Source organism: Salmonella sp. SJTUF15581, assembly GCF_043356775.1.
Taxonomy (GTDB): Bacteria; Pseudomonadota; Gammaproteobacteria; order Enterobacterales; family Enterobacteriaceae; genus Salmonella; species Salmonella enterica.
Genome location: NZ_JBEUJY010000004.1, coordinates 336,509 through 349,520, shown reverse-complemented (window position 1 = coordinate 349,520; position 13,012 = coordinate 336,509). Strand labels below are relative to the sequence as shown.

At 50.6% G+C, this 13,012-nt stretch carries 11 protein-coding genes and 2 pseudogenes; 7 read left to right on the top strand and 6 right to left on the bottom strand.

The genetic code is table 11. The features are described 5' to 3' along the window. Nucleotides 1-218: 218 nt before the first annotated feature. Entirely contained in the window at nt 219-1,106 is an 888-nt protein-coding gene (gene rhtA, locus ABVN36_RS10675) for a threonine/homoserine exporter RhtA (RefSeq protein ID WP_001119554.1), read from the bottom strand. Between the two features lie 353 nt (nt 1,107-1,459). On the opposite strand from rhtA, the gene ompX reads away from it, so the two are divergent. Continuing rightward, nucleotides 1,460-1,975 carry an outer membrane protein OmpX gene (gene ompX / locus ABVN36_RS10670; RefSeq protein WP_000716763.1) on the top strand — a complete coding sequence of 172 codons (516 nt, stop codon included), beginning with the start codon at nt 1,460-1,462 and terminating at the stop codon, nt 1,973-1,975. Between the two features lie 62 nt (nt 1,976-2,037). Here the strand turns inward: ompX and ABVN36_RS10665 are convergent, their stop codons facing one another. Both ABVN36_RS10665 and mntS read right to left on the bottom strand, forming a co-directional pair. Further along, a complete protein-coding gene (locus ABVN36_RS10665; protein WP_001089327.1) occupies nt 2,038-3,618 on the bottom strand; it encodes a phosphoethanolamine transferase in 1,581 nt (526 codons plus the stop codon). A gap of 264 nt (nt 3,619-3,882) precedes the next feature. After that, complete coding sequence (mntS, locus tag ABVN36_RS10660) at nt 3,883-4,011, bottom strand: manganase accumulation protein MntS (protein ID WP_001001755.1); 129 nt, start codon at nt 4,009-4,011, stop codon at nt 3,883-3,885. Between the two features lie 185 nt (nt 4,012-4,196). On the opposite strand from mntS, the gene mntR reads away from it, so the two are divergent. Then, nucleotides 4,197-4,670 (top strand): manganese-binding transcriptional regulator MntR, encoded by a 474-nt coding sequence (mntR, locus tag ABVN36_RS10655; protein WP_000533542.1) that lies wholly within the window; start codon nt 4,197-4,199, stop codon nt 4,668-4,670. Continuing rightward, nucleotides 4,667-5,779 carry an anion transporter gene (locus ABVN36_RS10650; protein WP_023138450.1) on the top strand — a complete coding sequence of 371 codons (1,113 nt, stop codon included), beginning with the start codon at nt 4,667-4,669 and terminating at the stop codon, nt 5,777-5,779. The genes mntR and ABVN36_RS10650 overlap by 4 nt, the downstream gene beginning before the upstream one ends. Before the next feature lie 43 nt (nt 5,780-5,822). Here the strand turns inward: ABVN36_RS10650 and ldtB are convergent, their stop codons facing one another. Then, complete coding sequence (gene ldtB / locus ABVN36_RS10645; protein WP_001056404.1) at nt 5,823-6,743, bottom strand: L,D-transpeptidase; 921 nt, start codon at nt 6,741-6,743, stop codon at nt 5,823-5,825. 218 nt (nt 6,744-6,961) lie between these two features. Here ldtB and ABVN36_RS10640 point away from each other — a divergent pair, with 218 nt between their 5' ends. Then, complete coding sequence (locus tag ABVN36_RS10640; RefSeq protein WP_000961479.1) at nt 6,962-8,554, top strand: ABC-F family ATPase; 1,593 nt, start codon at nt 6,962-6,964, stop codon at nt 8,552-8,554. 399 nt (nt 8,555-8,953) lie between these two features. Next, the gene (locus ABVN36_RS10635; RefSeq protein ID WP_077908618.1) at nt 8,954-9,697 is read left to right on the top strand and encodes a DUF4261 domain-containing protein; all 744 of its coding nucleotides are present in this window, start codon (nt 8,954-8,956) and stop codon (nt 9,695-9,697) included. Between the two features lie 28 nt (nt 9,698-9,725). Here the strand turns inward: ABVN36_RS10635 and ABVN36_RS10630 are convergent. Next, nucleotides 9,726-10,440, bottom strand: a pseudogene (locus tag ABVN36_RS10630) (Cof-type HAD-IIB family hydrolase); the annotation flags it as partial. Between ABVN36_RS10630 and ABVN36_RS10625 the strand changes: the two are divergent. Then, nucleotides 10,431-10,514 (top strand): annotated as a pseudogene (locus tag ABVN36_RS10625) (hypothetical protein); the annotation flags it as partial. The pseudogenes ABVN36_RS10630 and ABVN36_RS10625 overlap by 10 nt on opposite strands. A 121-nt stretch (nt 10,515-10,635) precedes the next feature. Here ABVN36_RS10625 and ABVN36_RS10620 read toward each other — a convergent pair. Beyond that, nucleotides 10,636-11,901 (bottom strand): DUF1479 domain-containing protein, encoded by a 1,266-nt coding sequence (locus ABVN36_RS10620; protein WP_023138447.1) that lies wholly within the window; start codon nt 11,899-11,901, stop codon nt 10,636-10,638. 261 nt (nt 11,902-12,162) lie between these two features. On the opposite strand from ABVN36_RS10620, the gene ABVN36_RS10615 reads away from it, so the two are divergent. Next, nucleotides 12,163-12,972, top strand: coding sequence for a Cof-type HAD-IIB family hydrolase (locus ABVN36_RS10615; protein WP_000217910.1), 810 nt, complete (start codon nt 12,163-12,165; stop codon nt 12,970-12,972). The last annotated feature ends 40 nt before the right edge of the window (nt 12,973-13,012 follow it).

Here is a 13,012-nt window from a genome sequence, read left to right as displayed (position 1 = left end):
TTACCTATCACTTTAATAGTACAGACAAGATTTAATATTTATTTTGATTAAAAATCAATTGGTTAGACGAGTTTGCTGTTTGGTGGGTAATAATTCTCATTTTAATGTAAAAAATGAGAAAAAATATGACAAAAAATGACGAAGTAATAGCGCAATAATAAAAGGTGAATAACGAGGTGATATTCTGCATGATTATGCACATCATGCAGAATAAGAAACTATTTTACGTCAACTTGTTTAATTTGCGGTTCGCGTCGAATCGTTAGGGTAGAACCCATTGAGGCGGCAATGATGGCGCACAGGGCCAGGATTTGTATGCCCGTAAGCGTTTCGCCCAGAAAAATCATCCCGGAAACGGCGGCCAGCGCGGGTTCCATGCTCATCAGCGTACCGAAGGTGCGGGTTGGCAGGCGCGTCAGCGCAATCATTTCCAGTGAATAAGGCAGCGCCGTAGAAAGCACAGCGACCGCTAACCCTAAGGGAAGAATCGACCAGTGCCATAGCGCGTCGCCAGCCTGAACTGCGCCAATCGGCACGAAAATGATGGCGGCAATCAGCGAGCCTACCGCCACCGTGGCCGGACCATGTTCCGCGCCTGCTCGCTGGCCGGTAAGAATATAGACAGCCCAACAGGCGCCAGCGCCGAGCGCTAACGCGGCCCCGGTAAGATCGACGTGAGACATATCTTGCCCTAATGGCAGCAGGAACCAGAGCCCAAGCACAGCCAGTACGACCCAAATAAAATCTACCGGCCGCCGGGATGAAAACAGCGCGACCGCCAGAGGACCGGTAAATTCCAGCGCGACCGCAATACCCAACGGCACCGTCTGAATCGACAGATAGAATAGATAGTTCATCCCGCCCAGCGACAGACCATAAAACAGTAAAGGCAGCCGCTGCTCTTTGGCAAAACGCAAACGCCAGGGTTTGAAAAAGGCGATAAGGATAAGCGTTCCCAACGCCAGACGAAGCGCCGTTACGCCCGGCGCGCCGACAAGAGGAAATAACGATTTCGCCAGTGAAGCGCCACTCTGAATAGAGGACATGGCAATGAGCAAAACCAAAATGGGCAACCAGACTGGTAGTTTACGTGTTGACCCCGGCATCCTTTCTCCTGTCAAAAAATGTCAGTACGAGTAAAGGTGGCAGTGTAATGGAAATTCCCCGTGGCGGTTGAGGATTCGTTGAAAAAAAATTTCCAGGATTCCATAAAATGAACTTAAATTGATGGATAAATAGACTGTTAGTTTAGGAATAATCTGGATGAATGTATCGCGTCGCACGCGCATTATTGGTGCAATCAGCCGGAAAAGTGATGTTAATTGAATAAGATAGCGCGATATGGAAACGTTCTGTTACATGAAAGGCGCCCTTAGACACCGTGAATCGCAAAGAGTTTCCCATTAATTTTTGATATATTTAAAACTTAGGACTTACTTGAAGCACATTTGAGGTGGTTATGAAAAAAATTGCATGTCTTTCAGCACTGGCCGCTGTTCTGGCTTTTTCCGCAGGTACTGCAGTAGCTGCTACTTCTACCGTTACCGGTGGTTACGCTCAGAGCGACGCGCAGGGCGTAGCGAATAAAATGAGCGGTTTCAACCTGAAGTATCGTTACGAGCAGGACGACAACCCGCTGGGCGTAATCGGTTCCTTCACCTACACCGAAAAAGATCGTACTAACGGTGCGGGCGATTACAACAAAGGTCAGTACTACGGCATCACTGCCGGCCCGGCTTACCGTCTGAACGATTGGGCGAGCATCTACGGTGTAGTCGGTGTGGGTTACGGTAAATTCCAGACGACCGATTACCCAACCTACAAACATGACACCAGCGATTATGGCTTCTCCTATGGCGCTGGTCTGCAATTCAACCCGATGGAAAATGTTGCTCTGGACTTCTCTTACGAGCAGAGCCGTATTCGTAGCGTTGACGTTGGCACCTGGATTGCTGGCGTGGGTTACCGCTTCTAATCACGTCGGTGAAAATGAAAAATCCGCCTTTCGGGGCGGATTTTTTTTGCCTGAAACATGCATTATTTTAGTGAAAAAATATCGCTGCCCAGATGGTTATAGTCCACTTTTTGTAATTTGAAATTGGTGATATAAACGGGCCCGGCTTTCTGCTCCGAAATAAATCGATAGCGATTTTTGATCTCTTTAGCGCTAATTCCTGTCCATTGCGAGAAAAAACTCAGGAAATCGTTCGCGGAACGGCGAGCTTTAATGATCCGATGCGCTTTACTGTCGCTGGATAGCACCATAAACGGCACCTGGAAGTTTTGCTGGAATTTGTCGTCATGCGCCAGGTACTGTACCGCTTTGCCGCGCTCTTTAAACGCCAGCCCGTGATCGGAGAAATAGACGAGCGAAAAACTGTCGCCGCTATGACGAAGCTGAGTATAGAGCTGACGGAGCAAATCGTCGGTTTGCGTCATGGTGTATAAATAACAAGACGTCTCTTTCGACTGGACAAACGTCGCGTATTTTCCCTGAGTACGGTCGCAGGCCTGGGGATGCGACCCCATTAAATGCAACACAATCAACTGCGGTTGCGTGCGTTCTGTCGCCAATACCTGCGCCGTCATGGTTAACAGCGCGTCGTCGCGAGTATTTTTATCCGCTTCAAAATCGCCGTTTTTCAGGAAATGCGCTTCATCGGCGCGTTTGGCGATACTGGCGATGGCCGTGTCGTATTCGCCGATTTGCCCCTGATTGGAAAACCACCATGTCTGAAAACCGGCGCGGTTAGCCAGCGTGACGAAGTTATCCTGATACTGCGGTTTGTTATCCACCACGCGATTGAGCGTTAAACCGAGCGATTTTTGCGTTGAGCCGCTGGCGGCGATGTAATCCATAAAGAAGTCGCCATTCACATGGCTGGCGAAGGGGGTATTATCCCAGTGGCCGCCGAAAGCGCCCATGGCATCCCGTCGCGCGCTTTCACCAATCACCACGACATAGATGTGATATCTGGGTTTCACCGCAGTAACCGTCCAGCTATCTTTTATGCCGGATAGCTGCGCCATACGGTGCTGCTCTTCAATGACTTCGTTGTTATTGACGATAACGTCTTTAGCGAAGCGAAAAACCGGATAGCCGGTATCAATAACCTTAAAAACGCCGCCCCACGCCAGATTTTGTACCGGCGCGACGAAAAATGCCGCGACGCTAATCAGCAGGCACAGGCTGTCGAGGCTATTCCAGCGCGGCCTGACCTCTTCTTTTCGGCGACGAAGCGCAATAATACCCAGCGCAAAAATAAAAAGTCCGGTCAGGTAGCTATACCACGGGAAGATGGTCAGGATTTCGCTCGACTCTTCCATATTGGTGGAGTGCAGCGCCAGCAGCGTATTAAAGTTCGGCGCGCCGTAAGCCTGTCCAAAGGGAAAATAGCAAGCGGCTACCAGCGAACAGATGCCGAGCAGCGCTTTTTGTCCGCGGGGCAGGTAGCGCCAGAGCAGCAGCAACAGGCAGGTAAACGCCGCGGTATAAAGCAGGCTAAAGGGGTAGCCGAGCGCGAGGTTAATCAGCAGCGACTGTAAAAAGTAGAGGCCCGCCCACGGGCTTACAGCCCGACGACGGGCGAGAAGTGAATCGATAAGGGTTGAATTCATATGCCACTATTGCAAAAACGCCATGTGCTAACCCTGGCGCGAAGGGTCATTACCTGCCTGATTATGCGTAAAAAAGGTATTGGGTTCGCAACGGCGAGTCGCAAAATATTCAGGGCTGCCAGAAGATAGAGCGTGCGGGTAAGAAGGTCAACCGCCGGAAAGAAAATGTTTTGCGAAGAGAATAGCAAAACCACAAAAAAACAGGGGAAATGGGCGCCATTTCCGTTGAGGATGCAAAATAAAGCGGCGTACCGCACCGCCGCGTTATTTCGTGGAAGGGTTATCCTGCTCCGGTTTGCCGTTGATCATATCGCACAACATAGAGAGCAGCATTAACCGGACTTTAAAGGGAGAGTGACTGAACACGCGTATACACCTCTTAAATTCGTTCATATAAACCTCCTGATGTTTCTATCCCATCGATCCGTGAGGGATGTCTGCATTACATACAGATATAGCACAGGCTATGTTTTATAGCTATTGCTAAAACGTTAATTTTTTGTGCCCGGACAACTCTGGTTTACAATGAGCGCTCTGTCAGCTGACGCGTTAACGCGTCACAGAAACGAGGAAGCAAAATGGGTCGTCGCGCAGGTACGCCAACAACAAAAAAAGTGACGCAATTGGTGAACGTAGAAGAACACGTTGAAGGATTTCGTCAGGTCAGAGAGGCGCATCGCCGTGAGTTGATAGACGATTACGTTGAGCTGATTTCCGATTTAATTATTGAGGTAGGGGAAGCGCGTCAGGTGGATATGGCGGCGCGGCTCGGCGTCTCCCAGCCGACTGTGGCCAAAATGCTTAAGCGCCTGGCATCGTTAGGATTTATTCAAATGATCCCCTGGCGCGGCGTTTTTCTGACGCCGGAAGGGGAGAAGCTGGCGCAGGAAAGCCGCGAGCGGCACCAAATTGTCGAAAATTTTTTACTGGTATTAGGCGTAAGTCCGGAGATCGCGCGTCGTGATGCGGAAGGGATGGAACACCATGTCAGCCAGGAGACATTGGATGCCTTTTTGGCCTTCACGCAACAGCATGGAACATCTGCAGAATGAATCTGGCTTTTTTACGGGCGCTGCGGCGTGACCGTTTTTTTCAGTTGTTGATCATTGTGGGGATGGCGTTAAGCCTGTTTGTTCCTTTTGCGCCCCGCGCCTGGCCTGGCGCGATTGACTGGCACACCATTATTACCCTCAGTGGGTTAATGTTGCTCACTAAAGGCGTTGAGCTGAGCGGCTATTTTGATGTGCTGGGACGCAAGATGACGCGCCGATTTCATACCGAGCGGCAACTGGCGATGTTTCTGGTGCTGGCTGCGGCGGCGCTGTCGACCTTTCTGACAAACGATGTCGCGCTGTTTATCGTTGTGCCGCTGACGATAACGTTAAAAAAACTGTGCGCGATTCCGGTCAACCGATTGATTATTTTTGAAGCGTTGGCGGTGAACGCTGGTTCGCTGCTGACGCCTGTCGGTAATCCGCAAAATATTCTGTTATGGGGACGCTCCGGCTTAAGCTTTGCTGAATTTAGCGGGCAAATGGCGCCGCTTGCCGTCATGATGATGCTGACGTTACTGCTCCTGTGCTGGTTTTGTTTTCCGGGTAGGGCGTTACAGTATCATACCGGTACGCGTTCGCCGCAGTGGCAGCCCCGTCTGGTGTGGAGTTGCCTGGGATTATATGTCGTTTTTCTTACCGCGCTGGAGCTCAGGCAAGAGTTATGGGGATTGGTGTTGGTGGCGGCTGGGTTTATTGTGCTGGCGCGCAGGGTGATAGTCAGCGTGGACTGGACGCTGCTGCTGGTATTTATGGCGATGTTTATTGATGTCCATCTGCTAACGCAATTGCCGGCGTTGCAGGGCGTTTTCAACCAGGTTGGCGCACTGTCTCACCTGGGGCTTTGGCTAACCGCTATCGGCCTGTCGCAGATTATCAGTAATGTGCCCAGTACCATTCTCCTGCTGAACTATGTACCGGCCTCGACGCTGCTGGCGTGGGCGGTGAATATCGGCGGGTTTGGTCTGCTGCCGGGGTCGCTGGCAAATCTTATTGCTTTACGGATGGCGAACGATCGCCGAATCTGGTGGCGATTTCATTTCTATTCGCTGCCGATGCTGGCATGGGCGGCGCTGGTGGGATATGGATTATTGCAACTGATGCCGTAAGAGAAGCCCGATAGTATCTATCGGGCTTCGCAGGCAGAGTCTGTCAGTTCAGACGAACCGGCATCCCGGAACGATCCTGAACCGCCTGTTGTACGACGGTCTGATCAACGTCAGGCTCGTTGGTGACGGCCAGGATACTCTTATTAAGCGTGATCGGCACCGCTTCCTTACCTTCAAACTGCGCTTCCGTCGTTGACAGCGGGTTATGCACCTCAATGTAACGGCTACCGTCCGGCTCGGTGGTGGCTTTTACCGGTTCATCGATAAACTGCACGCGGGTACCGACCGGCACATTTTCAAACAGGAATTTGATATCGTCGTTGCGCAGACGTACGCAGCCGTGGCTCACGCGAAGCCCGATGCCGAAGTTGGCGTTGGTGCCGTGAATAGCATACAGGCGACCGATGTACAGCGCGTACAGGCCCATCGGGTTATCCGGGCCCGCAGGTACGACGGCAGGCAACGGCTCGCCGGCGGCGCGATATTCAGCGTGCATTTTTGCCGTAGGCGTCCAGGTCGGACCGGCTTTTTTACGTTCAACTTTGGTCGTCCAGTTGATAGGCGTGTCTTTACCTAACTGACCGATCCCAATCGGCAGGACGATAACGGTGTTTGTGCCTTTCGGGTAGTAATAGAGGCGCATTTCCGCGCTATTGATGATAATGCCTTCGTGTACGGTATCCGGCAGGATCAGCTGCTGCGGAATATTCAGCACGGTACCGCCCTTCGGCAGGAAGGTATCCACGCCCGGGTTGGCTTCCAGCATGTTGGAGAGCCCCATCTGATACTCCGCGGCAAAATACTCCAGCGGCTGGGTATTGCCCTCCGGAACGGTGATGACCTGATTTTGCCCAATTAAACGGCTACCATCGGTAGGCAGCGGGTAAGTGACTGCTGAGGCTGTTTTACAAAAACCAACTACAGCGAAAGCCGCCGCGAAAAGCGTTGTTAATTTCATATTCATGTTATGCGAGATTCTGTGCCAAGCAGGCTAGTAGGTTGAGAATTCTGTCATGTTGGGAGCGCATTATAGGTGCATTCCAGTAAACAGGGAATTCAGATGTGTACGAAATCACGTTTTTTTCCCTTACGGTTCAGTGTAGCCCTTTGTACAGGGCGCGATCTTATTTCAGACTTGTGGCATAATAAGCGGTTTGTCACATCTTTTTTCAGGATAAGCCTGTGTTAGTTTCCAGCAACGTTACCATGCAGTTCGGCAGTAAGCCGCTGTTCGAAAACATTTCCGTCAAATTTGGCGGCGGCAACCGTTACGGCCTGATCGGCGCCAACGGTAGCGGAAAGTCCACTTTTATGAAAATCCTCGGCGGCGACCTGGAGCCGACGCTGGGCAATGTTTCCCTCGATCCGAATGAGCGCATCGGTAAGCTGCGTCAGGACCAGTTCGCTTTTGAAACATTCACCGTACTTGATACTGTCATTATGGGGCATGGCGAACTGTGGGAAGTCAAGCAGGAGCGCGACCGTATCTACGCCTTGCCGGAAATGAGCGAAGAAGACGGCTATAAAGTCGCCGATCTGGAAGTAAAATACGGCGAGATGGACGGTTATTCCGCTGAGGCGCGCGCGGGCGAACTGCTGTTGGGGGTGGGCATCCCGCTGGAGCAGCATTACGGTCTGATGAGTGAAGTCGCGCCAGGCTGGAAATTGCGTGTGCTACTGGCGCAGGCGTTATTCTCTAATCCGGACATCCTGTTGCTCGACGAACCGACCAACAACCTGGATATTGATACTATCCGTTGGCTGGAGCAGGTGCTGAACGAGCGCGATAGCACGATGATCATCATTTCGCACGACCGTCACTTCCTGAACATGGTTTGTACGCATATGGCGGATCTGGATTACGGCGACTTGCGCGTCTATCCGGGTAACTATGATGAGTATATGACGGCGGCGACCCAGGCGCGTGAACGTCTGTTGGCCGATAATGCGAAGAAAAAAGCGCAAATTGCCGAGCTGCAATCTTTTGTTAGCCGTTTTAGCGCCAATGCCTCTAAATCGCGTCAGGCAACGTCGCGCGCGCGGCAGATCGATAAAATCAAGCTGGAAGAGGTGAAAGCCTCCAGCCGTCAGAACCCGTTCATCCGTTTTGAGCAGGATAAAAAACTGTTCCGTAACGCTCTGGAAGTGGAAGCGTTGACGAAAGGTTTTGATAACGGTCCGCTGTTTAAAAATGTCAATTTGCTGCTCGAAGTCGGCGAGAAGCTGGCAGTACTCGGCACCAATGGCGTGGGTAAATCTACGCTGCTGAAGACGCTGGTTGGCGATCTGGACGCCGATCATGGCACCGTTAAATGGTCGGAAAACGCGCGTATTGGTTACTACGCGCAGGACCACGAATATGAATTCGAAAATGACCTGACGGTGTTTGAATGGATGAGTCAGTGGAAGCAGGAAGGCGACGACGAGCAGGCAGTGCGCAGTATTCTGGGCCGCCTGCTATTTAGCCAGGATGATATCAAAAAGCCTGCGAAAGTCCTCTCCGGTGGCGAGAAGGGCCGTATGCTGTTCGGCAAACTGATGATGCAAAAGCCGAATATCCTGATCATGGACGAACCGACTAACCACCTGGATATGGAGTCGATCGAATCGCTGAATATGGCGCTGGAGCTGTATCAGGGCACGCTGATCTTTGTTTCGCACGACCGTGAGTTCGTCAGCTCGCTGGCAACCCGCGTCATTGAAATTACGCCGGAGCGCGTGGTGGACTTCAGCGGCAACTACGACGATTATTTGCGTAGTAAAGGGATCGAGTAAGTTATTGTCTGTAACCCCGATAGCGTCGGGGTTACAGAATGTTAACAAGATAATTTTTATTTTTTCCGAATGCAATGTGAAAATTATATATACTCTTAATATTCGATTTTAAAATTAAATGAAAGAAGAGGAACTATCATAAAAATTGCGAATATATTTTGTGGTAAACATATTGTAATGTTATTTTCTTTATAAGAATTCAAGTGCTATTTTATATTCCTTTATTGTTCAACAAAAGGAATAAATATGAGCATTTTGGAACGCTTTTTTGGCCGTAAAGAAAAAAACTCATCTAATATACAAGGTGTTTTAGTAGCGAATGCTGAAATTGATAACCCACTAAGTTTAGTTGTTGTATTTGATACTCTCCCGGAAAATAATTCAAAAGAACTCACCCGCTTGTTGCGTAATTATCATTCCAGTATGAAACAGGCAACGTGTGAACTTGTCCCTGAACTGGATTTTTTTGGTTTAGCAGGATGGGGTAAGCATGTAATATCGATGGTTGGATTTAAAACGCCTTACCCCCAGGAATCAATCGAACAATGTGTCGCGCCAGCTCATTATCCCCAGGAAGTAAAAGAGCAAGTACAGGCAACCAGTGCAAATATTATTTTATATTATAAGGGGTATGATACTTCACCTTTAGAGCAATATGTTGCGTTGGCTGTGGTTGCAGGTGCATTAAGTAACATGGGGGCTGTCGCTGTATTAAATGAATCGGCTCACACTTCATTACCTGCGGGGGTATTTAAGTCTCAGGAGTTGGGTAAGCATAGTCTGGAAATGTTGCGTGAAGGTTTCCCGCTGACCTCTCTATTTTGTGGATTTGTGAAATATGAAGTGGAGGATATCGAAGGCGTATGGATGCGTACCTATGGTGCTGATTGCTTTGGACTACCAGATTTCGCAGCACACGCACAAGGTCATCACGAAGGGCAAAAATATTCTGATATTTTCAATAATGTTCTGCGTTACCTGCTTGAAAGTGGAGCAGAAATGGCTGCCGGGCATACCATGCAAGTCGGTAAAACGACATTTATGAAACTGCGCGATCCCCTTGACGATGAATATTACTTACAGGGGCCTGGAACCACATTAGTGGTTGAACTGATTGAAGAAGATGAGTGTAATGCTCATTGAGAAATCGGGGCGATTGCCCCGACTCTCGTTAAAGTGTAAACGGCACCTTATTTTCCAGCATAGCCTGAATCACATTCAGTGCGCCTTCATGCTTATTATTATCGGTAGCGTAACGGGCGATTTGTTTAATGTTTTCTGCGGCATTGTCCATCGCAAAGGAATAATGCGCCATTTTAAGCATCTCTGCGTCATTGCCGCTGTCGCCAATCGCTACCATATTTTGTGGCGACAGATCCCAGCGTTTCAGTAACCGCGAAATACCGTTTACTTTATGCAGTCCCGGGATAATCAGGTCGATAAAACCGAAGCCGCTGGTGACGGGCTTCATAATGCCATCGAGCGTAACGTGTAGTTTGTCGATCACTAACGGGATTTGTTCATCCGGTAGGTTGAGCGAAAACTTGAACAGTACGTCATCAATCTCCTGATAATCTTTTACGGGTTTCAGGCGATGGTAGTGTTTTGCCATCAGGGTAACGAATGCTTCTGGCGCATTTTCGCTGACATATGCACTTTGCAGACCGCAGGCGACAAAATTAAGTTGCTTATCTTTCAGCAACTCGCCAATAACAATCCGCGGGTCAGTTCGCCGTGGAACAGTTGCTTGCCATGTTCGTAAACCAGTGCGCCGTTTTCCGCGACAAAAGAGATCTCATCCTTTAGCTCAGGAAAGAGCGAAATAAGCTGGTAATACTGACGCTGGCGACAACGAACTCAATGCCGCGCTTTTTCAGTTCCTGAAATTACGCCGGAGCGCGTGGTGGACTTCAGCGGTAACTACGACGATTATTTGCGTAGTAAAGGGATTGAAAGCTAAACACTGACGCCCGGTGGCGCTGCGCTTACCGGGCTAACGTATCCTGGCGCGTAGGTTCGGTAAGACGGGTGCGCCCAGGTAAAGGGCACACCGCAGGTGAGCGGGAAGGGCGGTACGACCGTCAAACGTCCATACCTAATGCCCGCTTGCCGTGAATATTCAGATCGCGCAGCGTGAAGCGCCCTTCCCAGGTGGTTTCATAGTCCTCGCGCGGGAAATCGCCCGGTGATGCGCCTGTCTCCAGCGCCGCTTTCACCTTACGCGCATAGGCCAGGTTTTTCTCACACATTGGCGCGGCAGGAATGTACATCACATTGCCCCAGCCCTGCTGATTTTCGACGGGGGCGACGGAGTGGATGACATCGCAATGCCACCATACGGAATCCCCGGCTTCCAGCGGCGGAATGCTGGTTAACGCCGCCATCAGTAAAGGATGCCACTGTTCAGAAATCGGCAGCACCCGGCCCGGCGCGACGCCGCATAATTCATCTTCCGGGACATCATCCAGCAGCGGGCGCAGCAGAATATACGCCATCGCCTCCGGGATAGGGACGACATGAAGCAACCCCTGACCGGGCAGCATATCGGAGAGCGCGGTCCAGCCCTGGAAGGTGCGAAATACCGAGCATTTGGTGGTGTTATCCACCGTATACTCTTCAACTTCGGTACGGTGTGCCGCATTCCACGGATCGTACTGCTCGACGTTGCCGTTAAACACGCTGGCAAATACCCGCTGATAGGCTGGCAGCAGCCAGCGCTCCAGCGCGCCGGAGTCGGTATGCGCTCCCAGTCCTTTGGATGTGGTGCCCGGCGGGCGGCGACGGATGCGATCCGGGTAAATGATGCTGATATCCGGATTAAACCATCGCTTGCCGTCGTGCTCTACCTGCCATAGACGGTTGAGGAACGACTGCGCCAGCGCCATCTCTTCACTTTGGCGGGCCTGCATTTGCGCCTGCGACCAGTAGACAGGATAGATTTCAGGCCGGGAGGCGCTCAGCGTACCGAAAAAATTATCCCCCGGTCCTTTATACACCGCGTCAAAATGGTTCTTGTCCAGATAGTCGAGCATCGACTGGTCCCATGCCAGCGCCTGTTCGCGTGGAAAATGACCTTTAATCACCGCGCACCCGCGGCGCTTAACCTCGGCGCGGGTGGCATCGCTAATGTTGCCCATCGCCAGTTCGCTAAAAGGGATAATTGGCCATACCGGCTGTCCCTGCGCCTTCAGATCGTTAATTTCCGCCACCCGGGCTGCTATGGTGGCGCTCAAACGGTCGAACACCGCCTGTACGTCGCCGATTTGCGCGCGTAGCGCCTGCTTCATCTGACGAATGGCCGCTTTTGGGTCGGCGGGCAGCGTTTCGTGGGTAAAAGGAGTCGTCATATCAACCTCATCATCTTTCGTTCGAAAGTAAAATTAGTTACATGTGATACTTTAAGTTAAAATAAGGTTAATGCAAGTTTAAAATATTGCAGGGGCGCACAAAGAGGGAAGCGAGAGGAAAACGTAAGGTGGCCAGGACGCCTTAATGTCTTATGCGGCTATTCCTTTCGTTCAGCTACTTTTCATTCGAAATAAATTTGTGGTTCTGCTCACATTGTTATTAAAATGTTTCTGGTCGCAGTTACAGCCAGGAGCTTAAGTATGACCGTTAACGTTGTCGTTACCGATATGGACGGCACTTTTCTCGACGATGCCAAGCAGTACGATCGTGTACGCTTCATGGCGCAATACCAGGAACTGAAAAAACGTAATATCGAATTTGTGGTCGCCAGCGGTAATCAGTACTACCAGTTGATCTCCTTCTTCCCCGAGCTGAAAGACGAAATTTCCTTTGTCGCAGAAAATGGCGCGCTGGTGTATGAACATGGCAAGCAGTTGTTTCACGGGGAGCTAACCCGGCATGAATCGCGTATTGTGATTGGCGAACTGCTGAAGGATAAGCAGCTTAACTTCGTCGCCTGCGGTCTGAAAAGCGCTTATGTCAGCAAAAACGCTCCCGAGACTTTCGTGGCGCTGATGGCCAAACATTATCACCGCCTGCAGCCGGTAAACGATTATCACGACATTGACGATATCCTGTTTAAGTTCTCCCTGAATTTGCCCGATGAACAAATTCCGCTGGTTATCGACAAACTGCATGTATCTCTGGATGGCATCATGAAGCCCGTCACCAGCGGCTTCGGTTTTATCGACCTGATTATCCCGGGACTGCATAAAGCGAATGGCATCAGTCGTCTGTTAAAGCGCTGGAACAGGTCGCCACAGAATGTCGTCGCCATTGGCGACAGCGGTAATGATGCGGAAATGTTGAAAATGGCGCATTACTCTTTTGCCATGGGCAATGCCGCAGACAATATCAAAGCGCTTTCACGTTATCACACTGATGATAATAACCATCAAGGCGCGCTCAACGTCATTCAGGCCGTGCTTGACGGCACCGATCCCTTCTGATTAACAGGCCTGCGTAGGCCTGTTAAACGTAGCGCCATCA